Source organism: Pelagerythrobacter marensis, from assembly GCF_001028625.1.
GTDB lineage: Bacteria > Pseudomonadota > Alphaproteobacteria > Sphingomonadales > Sphingomonadaceae > Pelagerythrobacter > Pelagerythrobacter marensis.
Genome location: NZ_CP011805.1, coordinates 800,617 through 821,277, shown reverse-complemented (window position 1 = coordinate 821,277; position 20,661 = coordinate 800,617). Strand labels below are relative to the sequence as shown.

The following is a 20,661-nucleotide window of genomic DNA, read 5'->3' as shown; positions in this document are numbered from 1 at the left end:
AAGCCGCGCCGCAATGGAGCAGGATCGCGCCTTCCCCGTCGCCTCCCTGACGCTCGCGGCCGTCGCCTCTGCTGCAATGGGGCTTGCCGGTGCGCCCCTGTGGCTGGGCTTTGCAGTGTTTCTCGTCTGGGCCGGTTCGCTCTGGCTTGCCGTCGCCGCCCCTCCCAAAGCGATCGAACCGACGACCAACGGCACCTTCAATCGCGACGATATGGGTGAGTTCATCGAGCACGCGGGCACCCCGCTTCTGGTGGCAGAGAACAGCCGAATCTCCATCGCCAACAAGTCCGCGCGCAATCTTCTGGGTGCCCACGTGCTGGGCCAGGATATTCGCGTCGCCTTTCGCCATCCCGAGGCGGTTTCCCTGCTGGAACGCGGCGCGAGCGGCCAGGCGGTTGTTCAGGGCCTGATCCGCCGACGCGATATCTGGATCCTCAATTTCCAGCGCCTTGCCGATGGCCTGGGCGTGATCGAACTGCTCAACCAGACAGCCGAAGCCGACATCAGTCGCGCGCATACCGATTTCGTCGCCAACGCCAGTCACGAGCTGCGAACGCCGCTGTCGTCGATCATCGGCTACGTCGAAACATTGCGCGAAGAAGGCGGGCAGGCCCCGCCCGAAATGCGCCGGAAGTTTCTCGATACCGTGCTCAACGAAGCCAGGCGATTGCAGAACCTGGTCAACGACCTGATGTCGCTGTCGCATGTGGAAGCGGAAAAGCACGATTTGCCTGACGAGCAGCTTTCGCTGCGAAAGCTGGTGGAAACCGCGGCCCGCGATGCCGCCGGACCCGACCGGCAGGATCGCGTCGTCCTGGACTGCGAAACCGGGATTGCGATCCAGGGCGATCCCCGCCAGATCGAACAGCTTGTCCGCAATCTGGTGGACAATGCTCTCAAATATGGCGCTGCCGGGGAAGAGGTTCGCGTGAACCTGCGCCGTCTTCCCGAAGGTGAGGCGGAGCTGACGATTGCCGATCGCGGCGAAGGCATTGCGCCCGAGCATTTGCCCCACCTGACCCGGCGATTCTATCGCACCGATCCCGGCCGCAGCCGCGCATCCGGCGGCACCGGGCTGGGGCTGGCGATCGTGAAGCATATCGTGGAACGTCACCGTGGGCGGCTCGACATTACGAGCAAGCTTGGCCAAGGCACGACAGTTACAGTGCGCATTCCGGCGGTTGAAAACGACGGAAAGGCGGCATCGGAGGGGCAGTCATGAATTTGTCACAAAACTTCGACAGGGCGTCTTCAGCGGGCATGTCGCCCGCGGCTCGGACGGCGCACGATCTACAGGCCGTCGTAATTCAGGCGATCTAGGTCCCGGTCCGCGTGTCTCTCACAATCCTCTTACTGCTCGCGCTCGGGCTCGGACTGGCAGGCTGGCTTGCCGGACGCGCTCGCGCATGGAGCTTCCGCCGCAGCATGGGCGCCAGCAGCCTGGCCGCCCTGCCCAGCTATCACGCATGGTACGTCGCGCTGTGGATCGTCGTACCGATGATCGTTTTCATCGCTGCGTGGAGCGTGATCGCACCCCAGCTGATCAGCCAGCACGTTCTGGCCTCCCCCGCCGCCGCCGGCCTGCCCGAATTCGGGTTCAAGCGCGAATCGATGCTGGCCGAAGCACGTGCGGTCGCCACCGGGGCCGCCCGCGCCGTCTTCAACGCCGATGCGGCCGCGCTGGTGGAACCTTACCGCGAGGCGATTGGCCGATATCAGACGATCGGCATCGTCGTTGCCCTGACGCTCGGCTTCATTGGCGGTGTCTGGTCCTTCCTGCGGATCAAGCCGGATTTCACCGCCCGCACCCGGGTCGAACGCACGGTAATGGTCATCCTGCTGCTGGCGTCGCTGGTCGCGATCCTGACCACGCTGGGCATTTTCGTCAGCCTGGTGTTCGAAACCATCCGCTTTTTCGGCATGGTCAATCCGCTCGATTTCCTGTTCGGCCTGCACTGGGGCCCGGACCCGATGGCCAATCCGGACAATCCCGACCCGAGCCGGTACGGCGCGATCCCGCTGTTCTGGGGCACGATCTTCATCGGCGCGATTATCGCCATGATCGTGGCCATACCGCTGGGTCTGATGAGCGCGATCTACCTTACGCAGTACGCCAATCCGCGAATGCGGGCATGGGTCAAACCGGCGCTGGAAATCCTCGCCGGTGTCCCCACCGTCGTTTACGGCTATTTCGCTGCGCTTACCGTTGCCCCCTTCATCCGCGATCTGGCGGTCGCGGCCGGCATGTCCAATCCATCCAGCGAAAGCGCGCTCGCCGCGGGTCTCGTCATGGGTGTGATGATCATTCCGTTCGTCTCTTCGATGGCCGACGATTCGATTGCCGCCGTTCCGCAGGCCATGCGCGACGGCAGCCTCGCGATGGGGGCGACCACTTCGGAAACGATCCGCCGGGTTCTGGTGCCGGCCGCCCTTCCCGGCATCGTTGCCGGGGTGATGCTGGCGATCAGCCGGGCCATCGGCGAAACGATGATCGTGGTCATGGCCGCTTCCACCGCCGCCAACCTCAGCGCCAATCCGCTGGAGGCGATGACCACGGTTACCGTGCAGATCGTCGCCATGCTGACCGGGGAAGGAAGCTTCGACCATCCCGCAACGCTTAGCGCCTTTGCGCTCGGGTTCGTGCTGTTCCTGGTCACCCTCGGCCTGAATTTCATCGCCCTTCGCGTGGTCAAGAGGTTCCGTGAAGCTTATGAGTGAGCGTCTTCCCACTCGGACCGAAGCTTTCGAAGCGCGGCTGAAGAAGCGCTACGCCGCGGAACGACGCTTCCGCCTGGCGGGTATCGGCGCGATTGCGTTTTCCATCATCGTGCTCGCGTTTCTGCTCGGCACGATGACCATCAATGGGATCGGCGGCTTCCAGCGGGCCGAGCTGACCGTACCCATCGATTTCACCGAAGCCGGAATTGCCGGGGACCCCGCCGTCCTGTCGCAGCCGGGCGGCTTGCAGAATCTCGAAACAGGCCTGCCATCGGTCGTGCAGTTCTTCGCAGAGCGGGAACTGGGCACCGAAGGCGCGGCGGAACTGGGCAATGGCGCCTGGCGCGAAGTGGGGGCAGCGATCGTCGCCGATCCTGCCCTGCTGGATCGCAGCGTGGTCTTCGATCTTCCTGCCAGCGCCAATCTGGCGGCCGCGCTGAACGGCGACGGATCGCCGGAGATGGAAACGCTCGCGCAGCAGCTCCAGGCGGAAGGGCAGCTCGGCACCGGGTTCGATGTCGGCTTCCTGACCCGCGCGGATGCCACAGATCCGCAGCAGGTCGGCATCTGGGGCGCGCTCAAGGGCTCGATCCTGACCATGATCGTCACCCTCGTCCTCGCCTTCCCCATCGGCGTTCTCGCGGCGCTCTACCTCGAAGAATACGCGCCCAAGAATCGGTGGACCGACCTGATCGAAGTGTCGATCAACAATCTGGCTGCCGTCCCCTCAATCATCTTCGGGCTTCTCGGCCTGGCCGTGTTTCTGTGGATATTCCCCTCGATGCGTTCGGCCCCGCTGATCGGCGGCATGACGCTGGCGCTGATGACGATGCCGGTGATCGTCATTTCCGGCCGCAATGCGATCAAGGCCGTGCCGCCGTCGATCCGCGACGGCGCGCTGGCCATCGGCGCATCCCCGGTGCAGGTCGTGTTCCATCATGTCCTGCCGCTCGCCCTGCCCGGCATCCTGACCGGCACGATTATCGGCATGGCCCGCGCCCTCGGCGAAACCGCGCCGCTGCTGATGATCGGGATGCGCGCCTTCGTCGCCAGTGCGCCCGATGGGTTTACTTCGCCTGCGACTGTCCTTCCCGTTCAGATTTTCCTATGGTCGGACGAAATCGACCGGGGTTTCGTGGAACGGACATCTGCGGCGATTATCGTACTCCTGCTCTTCCTGCTCGTAATGAACGGGCTGGCCATTTACCTGCGCAACAAATTTGAGAAAAAGTGGTGACCGTAGTCCATCCCAATCTGGAAGACACCGAAGCCAAGATGAGCGCGCGGGACGTTTCCGTGTTCTATGGCGACAAGCAGGCGATCGACAACGTCTCGATCGATATTCCGACCAAGTACGTTACGGCCTTCATCGGCCCATCGGGCTGCGGCAAATCCACATTCCTGCGCACGCTTAACCGCATGAACGATACGATCCCCTCGGCCCGGGTCGAAGGGGAGATCCTGCTCGACGGCGATGACATCTACCGTTCGAAGATGGATGTCGTGCAACTGCGCGCGCGGGTTGGGATGGTGTTCCAGAAACCCAACCCGTTCCCCAAGTCGATTTACGAAAACATCGCCTATGGCCCGCGTATTCACGGCCTGGCCGAAGGAAAGCAGGAACTCGATGCCATCGTCGAGACTTCTCTTCAACGGGCCGGGTTGTGGAACGAGGTGAAGGACAGGCTGGAAGACAGCGGAACGGCGCTTTCCGGCGGGCAGCAGCAGCGGCTGTGCATTGCCCGCGCGATTGCGGTCGATCCCGAAGTCATCCTGATGGACGAACCCTGCTCCGCGCTCGATCCGATCGCGACCGCCAAGATCGAGGAACTGATCGACGAACTGAATGGCCGCTACGCCATCGTCATCGTCACGCACTCGATGCAACAGGCGGCCCGCGTGTCGCAGCGCACGGCCTTCTTCCACCTCGGAAACATGGTGGAATACGGCCGTACATCTGACATATTCACCAATCCGCTCGAAGAGCGGACGAAAGACTATATTACGGGCAGGTACGGTTGATGACCGAGCATACAGTCAAGGCGTTCGACGAGGACATCACCCGCCTGCGCGGGCTGATCGCCGAAATGGGCGGGCTGGCCGAAGTCGCGGTGCAGAACGCCATGGATGCCCTCGTGAAGGGTGACGATGCCCTGGCGAAGAAGATCATCGAAGGTGACAAGAAGATCGACGCGCTCGAATCGGAAGTCGACAAGCTTGCCGTTCGGGTGATCGCCCTGCGCGCCCCGATGGCGGACGACCTGCGCGAAGTGATTGCCGCACTCAAGATTGCCGGCGTGGTCGAGCGAATCGGTGACTATTCCAAGGCCATTGCCAAGGCGAGCCGCGAGATTGCCGACCGCAAGCGGTTCGAACCGCTGACGCTCTTGCCAGCGATGGGCGAACTTGCCGCAGAAATGGTTCACGACGTGCTGACCGCATATGGCGCGCGCGACGCCGCGCTCGCCCGCGAAGTGATCGCGGCGGATCGCAAGGTCGATAACTTCTACAATTCGATTTTCCGCAATCTTGTCAGCCACATGGTCGAAAACCCCTCGACCATTTCCACCGCGGCGCAGCTGCTGTTCGTGGCCCGCAATATCGAACGGATCGGCGACCATGCGACCAACGTGGCCGAAATGGTGCACTTCGCCGCCACCGGAACCTATCCGGTGGACGACGATTTATGACATCCTTGTCGTCAAAGTGAAATAATGGCGGTGTCTTGAATTCGTCATGACCACCGCAACCCTGCTCCTCGTCGAAGACGACCCCGCGCTCTCGGAACTGCTCGAGTATCGCTTCTCCAACGAAGGCTATCGCGTGCGCGCGACCGCCGACGGGGACGAGGCACTGGTGCTCGCCGCGGAGGAAGTGCCCGATCTCGTCATCCTGGACTGGATGATCGAAGGCACCAGCGGGATCGAGGTCTGTCGCCGCCTGCGCCGCGACAAGGCCACTGCCCACGTCCCGATCATCATGCTGACCGCGCGCGAGGCGGAGGACGATCGCATCCGCGGGCTGGAAACCGGGGCGGACGACTATGTGACCAAGCCGTTTTCGCCGCGCGAACTGCTGGCCCGCGTCGCCGCCGTCCTGCGCCGTATCCGCCCTGCCCTTGCCGGCGAGACGATCGAAGTCGGCGATATCAAGCTCGACCCGGTGGCACACAAGGTCCTCCGGCGCGGTCAGAACCTGCAAATGGGCCCGACCGAGTACCGGCTGCTGAAATTCTTCATGGAAAGCCCGGGGCGGGTCTTCAGCCGCAACCAGTTGCTCGACGGCGTGTGGGGCACCGGCAGCGATATCGAGCTACGCACGGTCGATGTGCACATCAGGCGGCTGCGCAAGGCGCTGGAGCTGCCGAACGCGCCCGACCCCATCCGCACCGTCCGTTCGGCCGGATACGCCTTCGAAGCGGTCTGAGAGGGCTTGAGAGGCGGGGACGACGCACGCCCCCGCCGCGCGGTTGCATCAGCGCAGGCTGACCACATTGTCCGTGGTCGGAATAACCCGGTCGCCGCGATAGAGGCTGGCCATCGGCTCGTCCGACACGACGATCTGCTCGGCATTGCCGAAGCCGTTGAAACCGGTCTTCATCGCCGCGCCATAGGCGCCGATCATGCCGATTTCGATATAGTCGCCCGCCTGGATGTCGCCGGGAAGCACGAACGGCCCCTTCATGTAATCGGCATCGTCGCAGGTCGGCCCGTAGAACGCGAAATCCTGCACCGGATCGCGCAGATCCTCCGCCAACGCGGCGACGGGAAACCGCCAGTCGACATGCGCCGCATCGAACAGCGCGCCATAGGCGCCATCGTTGATGTAAAGCTCATCCCCGCGGCGCTTCTCCACCCGCACGAGGACCGAGGAATACTCGGCGCACAGCGCACGGCCGGGCTCGCACCACAGATCGGCGTTATAGGCGATCGGTAGGTTTTCGAAATGACGGTGGATGACTTCGAAATAGTCCTCCAGCGGCGGCGGCTCCATGTCGGGATAGAGCGACGGGAACCCGCCGCCCACGTCGACCACGTCGATCACCACGCTTGCCTCGGCCACGGCCACGCGAACCCGCTCCAGCGCCTGGACATAGGCAAACGGCGTCATCGCCTGGCTCCCGACATGGAAGCACAGGCCCAGCCAGTCGCTATGCTGACGGGTCGCCTGGAGCAGCGGCGCGGCATCGGCCAGATCGACGCCGAACTTCGACGCCAGGCTGAGTTCCGAATAATCCGAGCTGACGCGCAGCCGCACCAGAAGGCGCAGATCCTTCGCCGGCTCGCCCGCGTCGTTCGTGCAGGCGGCGACGATCTTCTCCAGCTCCTCCATCGTGTCGAGGCTGAACGTCTTCACGCCGTGTTCGAAATAGGCTTCCCGAATGGCGCGGGGCGTCTTGACCGGGTGCATGAAGCACAAGGTCGCCTGCGGCAGCGCCGAACGCACCAGACGCACCTCGGCGATCGAGGCGACGTCGTAATGCGTCACCCCGCCTGCCCACAGGACCTGGAGCAGGTCGGGCGACGGATTGGCCTTCACCGCATAGAGCGATTTGCCCGGAAACTTCTCGACGAAGAAACGCGCGGCGCGCTCCGCTGCGTGCGGGCGATTGAGGATAACCGGTTCGTCCGGCGCAATTGCGCGAACTACAGACCGGGCGTCAGGATGAATGTGCAACTCAAGGGACCCCCAAACGGTTAAGTTCTAACGAGGCTGCCTTACGGTCAGGAAGTCCCCTTGGGGCAGCGGGGTGCGCCTATAAGCCTCGCAGCGTGAACCGCAAGTGAAAACTCGCCCTTTCAGGCGCAAGTCCCGGTCGGACGAAGCGGGCGCGCGACGGGACGGTTGGAGCGCCCCGCCCCGCGCGACCGACGTTCTCTATTCGCCCAGCAGGGTTTGCACGACGCTGGGCGTCAGGCTGAGGAGAACCAGCACGTTTTCGCGCAAGTTCGCCATCGTGACCCCGTGGTCGAGCACGACGTAGCGCGTGACGCCGATCGTTCCGCTCGGGTCGCGCCAGGTGTTGACGGCCGCCTGCGTCAGATTGGCCTGAATCAGCGCATCCGTGGTGATATCGGGATCGGCGTCGAAGCGGACCTGCAGCATGACGCCCTGGCACCCGGCCACATCACCGACATTGCAGGCCGTGCCGATCACGAGATAGTTGGTGCCGGTGTCGGACCGCGCCGATATGCTGACGTTTCCGTAATCACCTTCTGCCACCACCTCATGATCGAGCGAGGTGACGATCGCCTTGAGATCGCTGGTGGTCACCGCCTCGATCACCCGCCCGGCCGAATATGTTTGCGCCGATGCCGGCGCTGCAAGGGACAGGCCGCCAGCGGCGAACGCGGCGGCAGTGGCCAGCTTGAACAGATTACGCATTGAATTCCCCCCGTTTCCCCAAACAATCATCCCATCGCGACAGGTCGCCGTTCTCTAGCTGAGCCGATCGCGAAAATCCTCGTAACCGAAGCTCTTCACCTGTTCGAGCGCATCGCTCTCGCTGTCCCAAAGCCAGATCGACGGCAACTGCACCCCGTTGAAAGTGTTCGTCTTCACCATCGAATAATGCGCCTGGTCGAGAAAGGCGATTCGCTGGCCCGGCTCGCACGGTACGGGCAAATGGTAGTCGCCGATAACGTCACCGGCGAGACAGGACGGCCCGCCGAGGCGGATGGCCTCCCCTCCACTCCCCGCATTCTCGCCCATCAGCGCGGGGCGATAGGGGGCCTCGATGACGTCGGGCATGTGGCACGTCGCCGAAACGTCGAGTGTCGCCAGCGGCATTCCGTTCCAGTGCGAATCGAGGATCGTTCCGACCAGGATGCCGGCGTCGAGCGCCACCGCCTCACCCGGTTCCAGAAAGATTTCCGCCCCCGTATCCTCGCGCGCATCGCGCAGGAATTCGATGAGTTCGTCGCGCTGGTAATCGGCGCGGGTGATGTGGTGCCCGCCGCCCATGTTGATCCACTTGAGCTGGCCGAACCACGGTTCGATGGCATCGAACACTTTGTCCCACGTCTGGCGCAAGGGCTCGAAATCCTGTTCGCACAAGTTGTGGAAATGAATGCCATCGACCCGGTCCATGATCTCCGGCGTCAACTGGTCGATCGGAAAACCGAGCCGCGAGCCGGGAGAGGACGGGTCATAACGCGGCACTTCCCCGGTCGGGACCTGCGGATTGATGCGCAGACCGACATCGAATCCCTGCCCCCCGGCCCTCGCATGGTCGAGGATCAATGCCGCCCGTTCCATCTGGCCTGGCGTGTTGAAGATCACATGATCGGAAAGCCGGCAGATCTCTTCCAGTTCGTCCGGCTTGTAAGCGGCCGAATAGGTCGCGATTTCGCCGTCATAGAATTCGCTGGCGAGGCGCGCTTCCCACAGGCCCGACGTACAGACCCCGTCGAGATACTCGCCCACGATGGGGGCAACCGACCACATCGAAAACGCCTTGAGCGCCGCGAGCACCTTGATGTCCGCAGCGTCGCGAATGTCGGCCAGAACCTGCAGGTTCGCACGCAGGCGGGCCGTATCGACCACGAACGCCGGGCTGTCGACACGATTGAGATCAAAATGGGCAAATGCCCCCGGGTCGCCGGCTCTGGTTTCCATGTTCAAGCCTTATCAGGTTCGCGCTGGTGCGTAGAGTGGACGCTTCGTCCACCGTTGAGACGTGGCGTTTGCCAAGCGTAGGTGCCGCCCCGTCAACTCTCCAGGCGAAACGAATGCGTTCAGAAGTCCACCGGTCCGTCGAGTTCCTTCACGTTCCACGGCAGGCCCTGTTCGCCCAGCATTTCCAGGAAGGGATCGGGGTCGAATTCTTCCATGTTGAACACGCCGTCGCCGGCCCACTTGCGCTGCAGCACCATTGCGGAACCGACCATTGCGGGGACGCCGGTGGTATAGCTGACGGCCTGGTTGCCGGTTTCTTCGTAAGCGTCCTCGTGGTCGCAGATATTGTTGATGTAGAACGTCTTTTCGCCCGAACCATCGAGCGCTTCGCCAGTCGCGATCACGCCGATGTTGGTCTTGCCCTTGGTCGTTTCGCCCAGGGTTTCGGGCTGGGGCAGCACGGCGGCGAGAAACTGCAGCGGGATGATATCGCGCCCCTGATACTTGACCGGGTCGATCCGCGTCATGCCCACGTTCTGCAGCACGGTCAGGTGTTTGATATATTCGTCGCCGAAGGTCATCCAGAACCGCGCGCGTTCAAGCTCGGGATTGAACTTCGCCAGGCTCTCCAGCTCCTCGTGATACATCATGTACATGTTCTTGGAGCCGACGCCCTCGAACTGGAATTCCACCTTCTCGCCCATTGCCGGGCTTTCGACCCACTTGCCGTTTTCCCAGTGGCGGGCCGGGGCGGTCACTTCGCGGATGTTGATTTCGGGATTGAAGTTGGTGGCGAAATGCTGGCCGTGATCGCCGCCGTTGCAGTCGAGAATGTCGAGCTGGCGGATCGTCTTCAGCTTGTGTTTCTTCAGCCACATCGTGAACACGCTGGTCACGCCGGGATCGAAACCGCTCCCCAGCAGGGCCAGGATGCCGGCTTCCCTGAACCGGTCGTGATAGGCCCACTGCCACTTGTATTCGAACTTCGCCTCGTCCTTCGGTTCGTAATTCGCGGTGTCGAGATAATCGACACCCGCTTCCAGGCAGGCATCCATGATCGGCAGATCCTGATACGGCAGGGCAAGATTGACGACCAGGCTCGGCCCGAGCTTGCGGATCAGGTTGACCATCGCGGGCACCTCTTCCGCGTCGATTTCGTAAGTCGCGACTTCCTGGCCCGTGCGTTGCCGGACCGATTCGGCGATCGCATCGCACTTGGACTTCGTGCGGCTGGCGAGATGGATCTGGCTGAAGATGTCGGGATTCATCGCCATCTTGTGAACGCAGACCGAACTGACCCCGCCTGCCCCGATTACCAGCACTTTCGACATAGCTGCTCCAACCCTTGTTTCTGATGAACCTTCACGCCGGCTCATGGATAATGCCCGCTCACATAGGGAAATGCACCGCCATCGCAATACGATCCGAAAAACGGTTTCCTACACGCGCATCGTTCGGCATTGCAGGGGCCATGCCCTGCCCCCGCCGCCATGCCCGCCATCGCAGCCCTCTTCAATTCGGTGCGAATTTTCGGGCCTGCACGGCGGCCGATTTTTCTTCTCCAGGACTGTGTAACATGCGGTCCATGTCTCGTGCGAGGATACCTGTCCAGTGAACGCCCAGCCCCCTGCCTCCGACCCGAATCGCAGCCCGGATCATGCGCCAACTCGCGAAGGGGTTCTGCGCGCGGCGGAGGCTGTTGCCGCGATCCTTCCCCCGACCCCTCTGCTGCCGGTCGAGGTTTCGGGCACGCGCATCTGGGCCAAGGCGGAGATGCTGCAGCCGGTCGGCGCCTTCAAGATCCGGGGCGCATGGCATCGCCTCAGCGCGCTGGATGAAAGCGACCGGGCCCGCGGTGTCGTCGCGGTGTCGAGCGGCAACCACGCCCAGGGCGTGGCCTGGGCCGCGCGGCGGCTGGGTATCGCCGCAACGATCGTGATGCCGCGCGACGCGCCGCAGGTGAAGCTGGACGCCACCCGCGCGCTGGGCGCGGAGATCGTACTCTACGAAAGGCCGGGTGAAGATCGCGACGCCGTTGCCGCGCGCGAGGTGGAGCGGCGCGGCGCGGTTCTGGTCCATGCCTTTGCCGATCCGTGGGTGATCGAAGGGCAAGGCAGCGCGGGGATCGAGATTGCAGAACAGCTCGGGCGCGCACCGTCACGCATTGTCGCGCCCTGCGGCGGCGGCGGCCTGAGCGCGGGGCTGGCGCTCGCCTGCCCGCAGTCGCGGATTCACCCGGTCGAGCCCGAAGGGTGGGACATGGTCGGGCGCAGCCTTGTTGCGGGTAGGATCGTGCGCGCCGGGGAGGATGCCCCGAAAACGATCTGCGATGCCCTGCAGCCTACGGCGACGGCGCCGATCAACCTTTCGGTGTTGAACGGACGCAGCGAGCCGGGCGTGGCAGTGAGCGACGAGGAAGTGCGCGCCGCTCAACGCTTTGCCTTCGCGCGCCTGCGCCTGGTGGTCGAACCGGGCGGCGCGGCGGCGCTGGCAGCGGTTCTGGCCGGCAAAGTGCCGGTCGACGATGGCACCGTGGTGGTGCTGACGGGCGGCAATTGCGATCCGCAGCGGTTCGCTGAAACGCTCGCCGCCGGGTAGCGGCTGACCGGGGAAACAGTCACACGGCGGACATGCAAGCGGCGTAGTCGCGACCCGATATCACCAGCGGGAAGCGAACACATGACGGTACAGGCAAAGCGCATCATCGACGATGCAGTGGTGCGCAAGACGGCGAAGCCGGGTGAAAAGCTGCTCGACCGGGCCTTCGCCTTCGCCTTCAAGGGGCTGGTCTATGCCCAGATCTGGGAAGACCCGCTGGTCGACATGGAAGGGCTGGCGATCGAACGCGACAGCCGGGTGCTGTGCATCGCAAGCGGCAGTTGCAATGCGCTGTCCTATCTCACCGCCGACCCCGCGCAAGTGGTCGCGGTGGATCTCAACCGCGCGCATGTGGCGCTGGGCCAGCTCAAGATCGCGGCGATCCGCCACCTGCCGACTTACGACCGGTTCCGCCGCTTCTTCGCGGAGGCGGATCACAAGGAAAACCGCGAGATCTACGATACCCTCATTGCCCCGCACCTCGATGCGGAGAGCCGCAAGTACTGGGAAAGCCGGGATGTTACGGGTCGACGGCGGATCACCCACTTCACGCGGGGCATCTATCGCCAGGGGTTGCTGGGCGGCTTCATCGGCATGGCCCACCTGTTCGCCCGCCTTTACCGCATCGACCTGTCACGCGTTCTCGCGGCGACCACGCTGGAGGAACAGCGCGAGGTGTTCGAGCGCGAACTGGCCCCGGTGTTCGACCGGCGCTTCGTCCGCTGGCTCACCGATCATCCGGCCTCGCTGTTCGGACTGGGCATTCCGCCGGCCCAGTACGCCGCGCTCGCCGGGGATGAAAGAATGGCCGTGGTCCTGCGGCGGCGGCTGGAAAAGCTGGCCTGCGGCTTCGCGGTGGCGGACAACTACTTCGCCTGGCAGGCATTCGGTCGTCGCTACGACCGCCGGCCGGAAGCGGCCCTGCCCCCCTATCTCCAACGCGCCAACTGGGAACGGATGCGCGAACGCATCGACCGGCTCGACGTGCGCAACGCGAACATGGTCCACTATCTCGGCGATGCCGACGCCACCAGCCACGATCGCTATGTTCTGCTCGACGCGCAGGACTGGATGGACGACGCGCAGCTCAACACGCTCTGGGCGCAGATCACCCGCACGGCGCGGCCGGGCGCCCGCGTCCTCTTCCGCACAGCCGCCGAACCGAGCCTGCTGCCCGGCCGCCTCGCGCCCGATCTGCTTGACCGCTGGACTTACCGCGAGGAACAGTCGGCCGATCTCACCGCGCGCGACAGGTCATCGATCTACGGCGGTGTCCACCTCTACGAGCTGGCCTGATGGAACGGCATCTGTCCCGGCCAGAGCCGGGCAATCACGCAGAGTTGATGGACCGGGTCTATCGTGGGCAGCGGCACATCTACGACCTGACGCGCAAGTACTATCTGCTGGGGCGCGACCGGCTCATCGCCGATCTCGATTGCCAGCCTGGCGACACCGTGCTGGAAATCGCCTGCGGCACGGGGAGAAACCTCGCCCAGGCAAAGCGACGATGGCCCGGCATCCGGCTGTACGGGATCGACATCTCGCAAGAAATGCTCCGCTCCGCCAAGGCGGCACTGGGCGAACAGGCCATTCTCGCAGACGGCGATGCCTGCGGGTTCGACCCCCAGGAGACATTGGGGAGAGTGCAGTTCGATCGCGTGTTCCTGTCGTACTCGCTGTCGATGATCCCCGACTGGGAGGGGGCACTGGACCACGCAGCGGACCTGCTTGCACCGGAGGGGCGGCTGCACGTGGTCGATTTCGGCGATCTGGAAGGTCTGCCCTCGCCGCTTGCGCGTGGCCTGCGGGCCTGGCTGGCCCGGTTTCATGTCGAACCGAGAACCCGCCTGGCTGACATGGGGGGCCGGATCGCGGCAAATCGCGGATTGTCATGCCGCCACCGCCGCGGTCGTTTCGGTTACTGCCAGCATCTCACGCTAGGCGCGCGGGAGGTTTGACAACGAGTGGGCGCCAGCGCAATCTCCGCGCGGGAATACAGGGAGGGGTTCTTCAATGCAGGCACAAATACTAGCGCCCGCCGCCGTGCTGGTGGCGTGGACCCTCGTCATGCTGGTCTGGATGGCCATGACCCGGCTGCCCGCGCTGAAGAATCTCGGCGGAATGGGAAACGCCAGACCCGGCGGCCGCGGACAGGATCTGGAAGGGGTGATCGAAGACCGGATCAACTGGAAATCGCACAATTACACCCATCTGCACGAACAGCCGACGCTGTTTTATGCCATCGTCGTGATTCTCGCGATCCTGGGCCCGCAGGCGCACGACGTCGCCTTCGCCTGGGCCTACGTCGCGATCCGGGTGATCCATTCCATCTGGCAGGCGACGGTGAACCGGGTTTCCGTGCGCTTCCTGCTCTTTCTTCTGTCGACGGTCTGCCTCATGGTTCTGACCGTGCGCGCCGTGGCGCTGGCATTGAATTATTGATTTCGGAGTGACCTGATGATTGGAATGACGATACTCCAGCCCCTGGTGGCGCTGATGGCGTGGACCATGGTCATGTGGCTGTGGATGTATGTCACGCGAATCCCGGCGATGAGCCGGGCGAAGATCGACACCGCGAACCTGACTGGCGGAACGGGCAAGGATCTGGACGGTGTCGTGCCCGACAAGGTGCAGTGGAAAGCCCACAACTACAATCACCTGCACGAGGCGCCGACCCTGTTCTACGCAGTCGGTCTGGTGCTGGCGCTGATCGGGCAAGGCGACGGGATGAACGCGCTGATCGCGTGGATCTATGTCGGACTGCGCGTGATCCACTCGCTGGTTCAGGTAACCGCCAACAAGGTTATGGTGCGGTTCGTGCTGTTCGCACTGTCGAGCCTGGTGCTGATCGCCCTCATCATCCACGCGGGCATGGCGGTTTTTGAGATGGCCTGAGGGACCCGGCCGCGCGGCGGCCGGGCTAGCCCTTATTCTGCCGCTTCGGCTTCGGCTTCGCTCTTCGCAAATTCGAGCGTTGCCAGGAATCGCTCTGCGTCGAGCGCAGCCATACACCCGGTGCCCGCCGCGGTGACTGCCTGGCGGTAGACGTGATCCATCACGTCACCGCAGGCAAACACCCCCGGCACGGCCGTTTTCGGGGAGCCCGGCTCGACGATCAGATATCCGCTCTCGTCCATTTCCAGCTTGCCCTTGAACAAATCGGTCGCCGGCGCATGGCCGATGGCGACGAAGGCACCGTCGACGTCCAGCCGAGACGTTTCCCCCGTTACCGTGTCGCGCAGGACCAGATGCGTCAGCCCACCGGCAGCAGGGTCGCCTTCGAAGCTTTCGACCGTCTTGTTCCACAAGGTGGAAATCTTGTCCGACTTGAACAGGCGTTCCTGCAGGATCTTCTCGGCACGCAATTCGTCGCGGCGGTGGATCAGCGTCACGTCGTCCGAATGGTTGGTGAGGTAGAGCGCTTCCTCGACCGCGGTATTGCCCCCGCCGATCACGGCGACCTTCTTGCCGCGATAGAAGAATCCGTCGCACGTGGCGCAGGCGGACACGCCCTTGCCGCCAAGCTCCTGCTCTCCAGGCGCCCCAAGCCACTTCGCCGAGGCGCCGGTGGCGATCACCAGCGTCTCACCGATATACTCGTCGCCGCTGTCACCGACCGCGCGGAAGGGCGAACCGTTTTCGACATCGACCGATACGATCGTATCCCACATCATCCGGGTGCCGACATGTTCGGCCTGAGCCTGCATCTCCTGCATCAGCCAGGGGCCCTGCACCACATCCTTGAACCCCGGATAGTTCTCCACATCGGTCGTGATGGTCAACTGCCCGCCGGGCTGAAGGCCCTGCACCACGATCGGCTCCATCATTGCGCGCGCGCCATATATCGCCGCGGAGAGCCCTGCCGGGCCGGAACCTATGATAAGCATCTTGGTGCGGTGGGTAGCCATCGGGACCTTCCGTGTGGTTGAGACGGACAGAGAAGTGGGTCACGCTTCCGTCAAATGCAAGCGCAGCGCCTCGCGCCGCGCGTCGTCGACCCCCAGCACGTCGGCAAGGAATACGTCGAGCGAACCGTGCGTTTCCTCCACAGCTTCGCGCATGGCATGAAGATAGCGCGGGTCGACGCCCATCAGAACGCGGATCGTATCGTCATCCACCGCGCCGTACTTGGCGCGAATGGCGTTCCCACCCGCGGCAACGCGCGCCTCGATATTGCCCGCGGTGTTGGTGAGGAGAAAATCCTCCATCGCATCGTCGGGATGAACCCCCAGCGCATGGTGCAGGAGAGCCACTGCCATCCCGGTGCGATCCTTGCCGGCCAGACAGTGAACGAGACTTGCCCCCTCCCCTTGTGCGAGGGTCGCGAAGTACTGCCGCATAACCCACAGGACAGGCTCCCGCGTCGGCAGATTGCGATAAATGCGCTCCATCGCGCGATGGGCGCCGTCGAACGTCAGAACACCGTCGGCCGCCTCCATGTGCGGGGCGAGATTGGCCGTTTCGCCCTCGAAAGCGACGACCTGCGCGCAAAAGCCTTCGCCGCGGCGACATGGGTAGTTTGTCCGCTCGCTGACCCCGCGAAAATCGATCACGTGGCGCAGGGCGAGCTTGTCGATAACTGCCAGATCGGCATCGCTTGCTTCTGCATGTTGGCCGGATCGGAATACCAGGCTGCGCTTCATCCGCCCGCCGCCGGCGACCGGGTATCCGCCATAGTCGCGGAAGTTGTGAATCCCTTCCAGGGGGATGACGCGATCTCGATCCATGGCCGCGCCCTGCCATGCGGCTGCGCCGGGCACAAGCGCCAGCCCGGAACGCGGTCAATCGTTCTGTTTCACCGACGCCAGATCGCTGGTGAAGCTCTCCGTCCAGCGCTGTACATTGTCGTCACGCACGGTCTGGATCATCGCTTCCCAGCGCCGCTTGCGCTCTTCCAGCGGCATACACAGCGCCTCGTCGATCGCTTGTGCCAGATCGTCGGGGCTGTGCGGATTGACCAGAACCGCATCGGTAAGCTGGCGCGCAGCACCTGCAAAGCGGGAGAGGATGAGAACGCCGGGATCTTCCGGGTCCTGCGCGGCAACGTATTCCTTGGCCACCAGGTTCATCCCGTCGCGCAACGGCGTGACCAGCCCGATCTTGGCGGCGCGATAGAAGCCGCACAGTTCGGCCAGGGAATGGCCCTTGTTGACATAACGGATCGGCACCACGTCAACTTCCGAACGCGCCCCGTTTATCTGTCCGGCCTTCTGTTCCAGCGTCGCGCGAATGCGCTGATAGGATTGCACATCTTCGCGGCTGGGCGGCGCGATCTGAATAAACACGACATCGCGAACCCGTTCAGGGTGATTGTCGAAATAGCGCGCGATTCCGTCGAGACGTTCGGGCAATCCCTTGGAGTAATCGAGCCGGTCGACCCCGATCATCGCCTTGCGCCGACGCGTACTGGACAGCAGGCGCTGCCCGGCTTGCCGCGCTTCACCGGTTTCGGCCTGATCCATCAGATGTTCGTAATCTATGCCGATGGGGTAGGCGCGCGCATACGTTACCCGCCCATCATAAGCGATGCGCCCGCTTTCCTCGTCGATATCCGCGCCCAGTTCTTTCCGGCAATAGTGGCAGAAGCTTTCAAGCCATTCGTCGGTCTGGAAGCCGATCAGATCGTATTCCAGCATCGTTCGAACCAGACGCTCGTGATAAGGGAGCGAAACGAACAGGCGAGTGGGCGGCCACGGTGTGTGGAGGAAGAACCCCATCCGGTTCGACAGCCCACGCTCGCGCAAGCGCGATCCCAGCGGCAGAAGATGGTAATCGTGAACCCAGACCAAGTCGTCGCCGTTGACCAGCGGGGCAACGCTGTCGGCAAAACGTTCGTTGACCCGTTCGTACCCCTTGCCCGTCTCCCGCTCGTACTCGGTCAGGTCGAGCCGGAAGTGGAACAGGGGCCAAAGGGTCGAATTGGCATATCCGTTGTAATATTCCTCGATATCCTGGTGGCCGAGGTCAATCGTGGCAGTGGTCACGCCATCATGCCGCTGGAGATTGATGTTGCCGGTGAAGGCATCGCATTCCTGCCCCGACCAGCCGAACCAGATGCCTCCGTGCTTCTTCAGCGCGGCGTTGAGTGCGCCGGCAAGCCCGCCCTGGGCACCGGCCGCTCCACGCGCCTTGGGGACTGCAACGCGGTTCGAGATGACGACTAGACGGCTTATCGGACTTCGCTCCATGGTTTGGACAACAGACCGGCGCAATTGATTATCCCTACAAGCGAGTAGGTCTGGGGGAAGTTCCCCCACAATTCGCCGCTATCGAAATCGATATCCTCCGACAGCATCCCCGATGCCGTTCGGTGGGCCAGCATCGTGTCGAACAGCGCCCGCGCCTCTTCGTCCCGACCGGCCATGTGCAGCGCCTCGATCAGCCAGAACGTGCAAACGTTGAACGCCGTTTCGGGCAATCCGAAATCGTCTTCGCTGTCATACCGCAGCATATGCTCGCCGCGGCGCAGCGCCTTTTCCACGGCGGCAAAAGTGCTCTGGAAACGCGGATCGTCGGGCTGCAGGAACCGCAGTTCGACCATCTGCAGCAGGCTGGCGTCGAGATAGTCGCTCTCGAAGCTGGCACCGAAATGGCCCGCATCGCCGTCTTCCACCCAGGCTTCCCGCTCGATCTTCTCGCGGATTGCCTCGGCCCGCTCGCGCCAGAGTTTGAGGCGATCTTCCTTGCCCAGATGCGCCGCCACGTTCGCCAGGCGATCGCAGGCCGCCCAGCACATCACGGCGGAATATGTGTGCACTTCTTGCCGCGTGCGGAATTCCCACAATCCCGCATCGGGCTGGTCGTGCATCTTCCAGGCCATTTCTCCGACCTTTTCGAGGCTCGCGAAATCCCGATCGTCGGCCATCCGCAGCAATCGTCTGTCGAAAAACGCCTGCACGGTGGGCATGACGATCTGGCCGTAGCAGTCGTGCTGAACCTGATAGTATGCGGCGTTGCCGACCCGCACGGGCCCCATGCCGCGATACCCGGCGAGGTGCGCGGCAGTCGTTTCATCCAGTTCGCTGTCGCCCATCACCGAATAGAGCGGCTGAATCTGCCCGCCCTGCGCGGAATCGATGATGTTGCGCAGATAGGCGAGGTATTTCTCCAGCACGTCGAGCGCACCGATCCGGTTCAGCGCCTGCACTGTGAAATACGAATCGCGAATCCAGCAGAATCGGTAATCCCAATTCCGCTCGCTATGCGGCGCTTCCGGTATCGACGTGGTCAGCGCGGCGACGATAGCCCCTGTTTCTTCATGCTGGCACAGCTTCAGCGCGATGGCGCAGCGGATGACGTCGTCCTGCCATTCCAGCGGGATGTGCAGGCCGCGCACCCACAGCTTCCAGTACTTGCGCGTCTGTTCGACCATCTGGCGCACTTCGGCACGCAGGTTGCCTGAAAACGGCTCGTCGGGGCCGAGAAAGAAATGCTGGTCGCTTTCGACGCGGAATACCCGGGCGGACAGCACGTGCCCGATCGGGGCATCGGTGCTGAGCCGGATTGCCTGCGCGCCGACCAGATAGCGGATGTGGTTGGTTCCATTGGTCGTTTCCGCAACGTGCTGACCATAGCCGCGCGTCGGCCGCAGGACGACTTTCATCCGCGGCGCGCCGGCAACCGGCCGGACGATCCGCACCCAGGCCACCGGGCGATACATGCGACCCGATCGTTCGAAGCGAGGGCAGAAATCGCGGATTTCAACCGCGCTGCCGTCTTCGGCCTCCAGTCGGGTGACCAGTATCGGCGTGTTGCGCTCGTACTGCTGGGTTGCAGCGACCTGCCCCTCCAGCTCGAAACGCCACTCGCCCAGATCATGGCGATCACCGTTCATCAGCGAGTTGAATATCGGGTCGCCGTCCACCCGGGGCACACAGCCCCACACCAGCGCCCCGCGCCGGTCGATCAATCCGCTTACCTGGCAATTGCCGACGGGCCAGAGTTCGAGCGAGGATTGATCGGGAGGTGTCAAAGGCTCAACCATTCATAAACGGAAGGAACATCGGACAGTCGGAACTGCGCGACGGTGGGCGAACGATCGCCAACAAGAATGCCGAAACCACCGGCATCATTACAGGCGGCCATCCCGTCTTCATCGGTAACGTCATCGCCGATAAAGACGGGGATTGTGTCGACAAAGGGCGCATGTCGCATGAATTCGCGCACGGCGCCGCCCTTGTCGGCCCCTGCCTGGGTAATCTCGACCACGCCCTTGCCCCGCTTGACCGCCAGCGCGTGTTGGCTGGCGACCTCAGCGGCAAAGGCTCGTGCCTGTTCCGCCTTCCCCGGATCGGCCCGGAAATGTAGCGCCGCGCCATGGGTTTTCGCTTCGAGAGCGACGCCGAGATCGCGAGCGCCATCGTGCAAAGTGTCGAACACGCCATCGGGCAGCGGCCGCGCAGCATCCCCCAGCGCCTGCCCCATCGCGTCGCGCCGGGCCGCTCCGTGCGAGCCGGCGCAGGCGATGCCCTCGATCGGGCAATGCCCGGCAAGGTCTTCAAGCGATCTGCCCGTGATCAAGGCCAGTCGGCCATCCAGTCGGCGCGACAACGTGCGCAAACGCTCAGCCAGCCGGGCTGGTACGACGATTTCATCAGGCGCAGGCGCGATGTCGACCAGAGTGCCATCGAAATCGAGAAACAGCGCAAGAACGCGCTCTTCCATCAACCGCGCGAGCGGAGGCGGAGGGGAAAGTTCGAGTGCACCGTCCATCCGCCTCGGGTCTTA

20 protein-coding genes are annotated in these 20,661 nt (G+C 63.5%); 11 read left to right on the top strand and 9 right to left on the bottom strand.

From position 1 onward, the window contains the following. The first annotated feature begins 13 nt into the window (after positions 1–13). From AM2010_RS03995 to phoB, 6 genes are all read left to right on the top strand, one after another. A complete protein-coding gene (locus AM2010_RS03995) occupies positions 14–1,222 on the top strand; it encodes an ATP-binding protein (protein WP_053043902.1) in 1,209 nt (402 codons plus the stop codon). Between the two features lie 110 nt (positions 1,223–1,332). Then, positions 1,333–2,718: a phosphate ABC transporter permease subunit PstC gene (gene pstC, locus AM2010_RS03990; protein WP_047805975.1), complete on the top strand. Its 1,386-nt coding sequence runs from the start codon at positions 1,333–1,335 to the stop codon at positions 2,716–2,718. Next, positions 2,711–3,955: a phosphate ABC transporter permease PstA gene (pstA, locus tag AM2010_RS03985; RefSeq protein WP_047805974.1), complete on the top strand. Its 1,245-nt coding sequence runs from the start codon at positions 2,711–2,713 to the stop codon at positions 3,953–3,955. The genes pstC and pstA overlap by 8 nt, the downstream gene beginning before the upstream one ends. Positions 3,956–3,993: 38 nt before the next feature. After that, positions 3,994–4,740 (top strand): phosphate ABC transporter ATP-binding protein PstB, encoded by a 747-nt coding sequence (pstB, locus tag AM2010_RS03980; RefSeq protein ID WP_236699444.1) that lies wholly within the window; start codon positions 3,994–3,996, stop codon positions 4,738–4,740. Continuing rightward, a complete protein-coding gene (gene phoU, locus AM2010_RS03975) occupies positions 4,740–5,408 on the top strand; it encodes a phosphate signaling complex protein PhoU (protein WP_201784030.1) in 669 nt (222 codons plus the stop codon). Before pstB ends, phoU begins: the two co-directional genes overlap by 1 nt. 46 nt (positions 5,409–5,454) lie before the next feature. Then, complete coding sequence (gene phoB, locus AM2010_RS03970; protein WP_047805972.1) at positions 5,455–6,144, top strand: phosphate regulon transcriptional regulator PhoB; 690 nt, start codon at positions 5,455–5,457, stop codon at positions 6,142–6,144. 48 nt (positions 6,145–6,192) lie between these two features. On the opposite strand, the gene AM2010_RS03965 is transcribed toward phoB, so the two are convergent. The 4 genes from AM2010_RS03965 to AM2010_RS03950 all read right to left on the bottom strand — a co-directional run bounded on the left by AM2010_RS03965 (position 6,193) and on the right by AM2010_RS03950 (position 10,667). Further along, a complete protein-coding gene (locus tag AM2010_RS03965) occupies positions 6,193–7,395 on the bottom strand; it encodes a type III PLP-dependent enzyme domain-containing protein (RefSeq protein ID WP_047805971.1) in 1,203 nt (400 codons plus the stop codon). Positions 7,396–7,596: 201 nt separating this feature from the next. Continuing rightward, positions 7,597–8,103 (bottom strand): type III secretion system chaperone family protein, encoded by a 507-nt coding sequence (locus AM2010_RS03960; RefSeq protein ID WP_047805970.1) that lies wholly within the window; start codon positions 8,101–8,103, stop codon positions 7,597–7,599. A 54-nt stretch (positions 8,104–8,157) separates the two neighbouring features. After that, positions 8,158–9,336 (bottom strand): carboxynorspermidine decarboxylase, encoded by a 1,179-nt coding sequence (locus AM2010_RS03955; protein WP_047805969.1) that lies wholly within the window; start codon positions 9,334–9,336, stop codon positions 8,158–8,160. 119 nt (positions 9,337–9,455) lie between these two features. Beyond that, the gene (locus AM2010_RS03950) at positions 9,456–10,667 is read right to left on the bottom strand and encodes a saccharopine dehydrogenase family protein (RefSeq protein ID WP_047805968.1); all 1,212 of its coding nucleotides are present in this window, start codon (positions 10,665–10,667) and stop codon (positions 9,456–9,458) included. A gap of 280 nt (positions 10,668–10,947) precedes the next feature. Between AM2010_RS03950 and AM2010_RS03945 the strand changes: the two genes are divergently transcribed. From AM2010_RS03945 to AM2010_RS03925, 5 genes are all read left to right on the top strand, one after another. Next, complete coding sequence (locus tag AM2010_RS03945) at positions 10,948–11,934, top strand: threonine ammonia-lyase (protein WP_047805967.1); 987 nt, start codon at positions 10,948–10,950, stop codon at positions 11,932–11,934. A gap of 81 nt (positions 11,935–12,015) precedes the next feature. Beyond that, positions 12,016–13,230: a BtaA family protein gene (locus AM2010_RS03940; protein ID WP_047805966.1), complete on the top strand. Its 1,215-nt coding sequence runs from the start codon at positions 12,016–12,018 to the stop codon at positions 13,228–13,230. Further along, on the top strand, positions 13,230–13,892 hold the full coding sequence (locus tag AM2010_RS03935) for a class I SAM-dependent methyltransferase (protein WP_047805965.1): 663 nt from the start codon (positions 13,230–13,232) through the stop codon (positions 13,890–13,892). Before AM2010_RS03940 ends, AM2010_RS03935 begins: the two co-directional genes overlap by 1 nt. Positions 13,893–13,947: 55 nt before the next feature. Continuing rightward, positions 13,948–14,376 (top strand): MAPEG family protein, encoded by a 429-nt coding sequence (locus AM2010_RS03930; RefSeq protein ID WP_047805964.1) that lies wholly within the window; start codon positions 13,948–13,950, stop codon positions 14,374–14,376. A gap of 15 nt (positions 14,377–14,391) precedes the next feature. Next, the gene (locus AM2010_RS03925) at positions 14,392–14,829 is read left to right on the top strand and encodes an MAPEG family protein (RefSeq protein ID WP_047805963.1); all 438 of its coding nucleotides are present in this window, start codon (positions 14,392–14,394) and stop codon (positions 14,827–14,829) included. A 32-nt stretch (positions 14,830–14,861) separates the two neighbouring features. On the opposite strand, the gene trxB is transcribed toward AM2010_RS03925, so the two are convergent. From trxB to otsB, 5 genes are read right to left on the bottom strand one after another with little or no spacing between them, the layout of a single operon-like run. Continuing rightward, on the bottom strand, positions 14,862–15,842 hold the full coding sequence (gene trxB, locus AM2010_RS03920; RefSeq protein ID WP_047805962.1) for a thioredoxin-disulfide reductase: 981 nt from the start codon (positions 15,840–15,842) through the stop codon (positions 14,862–14,864). A 39-nt stretch (positions 15,843–15,881) separates the two neighbouring features. Then, positions 15,882–16,661 carry a tyrosine-protein phosphatase gene (locus tag AM2010_RS03915; RefSeq protein ID WP_047807675.1) on the bottom strand — a complete coding sequence of 260 codons (780 nt, stop codon included), beginning with the start codon at positions 16,659–16,661 and terminating at the stop codon, positions 15,882–15,884. Positions 16,662–16,715: 54 nt separating this feature from the next. After that, complete coding sequence (locus tag AM2010_RS03910) at positions 16,716–18,122, bottom strand: alpha,alpha-trehalose-phosphate synthase (UDP-forming) (RefSeq protein ID WP_420834969.1); 1,407 nt, start codon at positions 18,120–18,122, stop codon at positions 16,716–16,718. Continuing rightward, entirely contained in the window at positions 18,104–19,918 is a 1,815-nt protein-coding gene (locus AM2010_RS03905; protein ID WP_047805961.1) for a glycoside hydrolase family 15 protein, read from the bottom strand. The genes AM2010_RS03910 and AM2010_RS03905 overlap by 19 nt, the downstream gene beginning before the upstream one ends. After that, complete coding sequence (otsB, locus tag AM2010_RS13955; RefSeq protein ID WP_047807673.1) at positions 19,903–20,646, bottom strand: trehalose-phosphatase; 744 nt, start codon at positions 20,644–20,646, stop codon at positions 19,903–19,905. Before otsB ends, AM2010_RS03905 begins: the two co-directional genes overlap by 16 nt. Between the last annotated feature and the right edge of the window lie 15 nt (positions 20,647–20,661).

Excerpts from the sequence above, each read along its gene's own strand:
- AM2010_RS03995 (WP_053043902.1), top strand. The coding sequence starts at position 14 with ATGGAGCAGGATCGCGCCTTCCCCGTCGCCTCCCTGACGCTCGCGGCC.
- pstA (WP_047805974.1), top strand. The coding sequence starts at position 2,711 with ATGAGTGAGCGTCTTCCCACTCGGACCGAAGCTTTCGAAGCGCGGCTG.
- pstB (WP_236699444.1), top strand. The coding sequence starts at position 3,994 with ATGAGCGCGCGGGACGTTTCCGTGTTCTATGGCGACAAGCAGGCGATC.
- phoU (WP_201784030.1), top strand. The coding sequence starts at position 4,740 with ATGACCGAGCATACAGTCAAGGCGTTCGACGAGGACATCACCCGCCTG.
- phoB (WP_047805972.1), top strand. The coding sequence starts at position 5,455 with ATGACCACCGCAACCCTGCTCCTCGTCGAAGACGACCCCGCGCTCTCG.
- AM2010_RS03960 (WP_047805970.1), bottom strand. The coding sequence starts at position 8,103 with ATGCGTAATCTGTTCAAGCTGGCCACTGCCGCCGCGTTCGCCGCTGGC.
- AM2010_RS03955 (WP_047805969.1), bottom strand. The coding sequence starts at position 9,336 with ATGGAAACCAGAGCCGGCGACCCGGGGGCATTTGCCCATTTTGATCTC.
- AM2010_RS03950 (WP_047805968.1), bottom strand. The coding sequence starts at position 10,667 with ATGTCGAAAGTGCTGGTAATCGGGGCAGGCGGGGTCAGTTCGGTCTGC.
- AM2010_RS03940 (WP_047805966.1), top strand. The coding sequence starts at position 12,016 with ATGACGGTACAGGCAAAGCGCATCATCGACGATGCAGTGGTGCGCAAG.
- AM2010_RS03935 (WP_047805965.1), top strand. The coding sequence starts at position 13,230 with ATGGAACGGCATCTGTCCCGGCCAGAGCCGGGCAATCACGCAGAGTTG.
- AM2010_RS03930 (WP_047805964.1), top strand. The coding sequence starts at position 13,948 with ATGCAGGCACAAATACTAGCGCCCGCCGCCGTGCTGGTGGCGTGGACC.
- AM2010_RS03925 (WP_047805963.1), top strand. The coding sequence starts at position 14,392 with ATGATTGGAATGACGATACTCCAGCCCCTGGTGGCGCTGATGGCGTGG.
- trxB (WP_047805962.1), bottom strand. The coding sequence starts at position 15,842 with ATGGCTACCCACCGCACCAAGATGCTTATCATAGGTTCCGGCCCGGCA.
- AM2010_RS03915 (WP_047807675.1), bottom strand. The coding sequence starts at position 16,661 with ATGGATCGAGATCGCGTCATCCCCCTGGAAGGGATTCACAACTTCCGC.
- AM2010_RS03910 (WP_420834969.1), bottom strand. The coding sequence starts at position 18,122 with ATGGAGCGAAGTCCGATAAGCCGTCTAGTCGTCATCTCGAACCGCGTT.
- AM2010_RS03905 (WP_047805961.1), bottom strand. The coding sequence starts at position 19,918 with ATGGTTGAGCCTTTGACACCTCCCGATCAATCCTCGCTCGAACTCTGG.
- otsB (WP_047807673.1), bottom strand. The coding sequence starts at position 20,646 with ATGGACGGTGCACTCGAACTTTCCCCTCCGCCTCCGCTCGCGCGGTTG.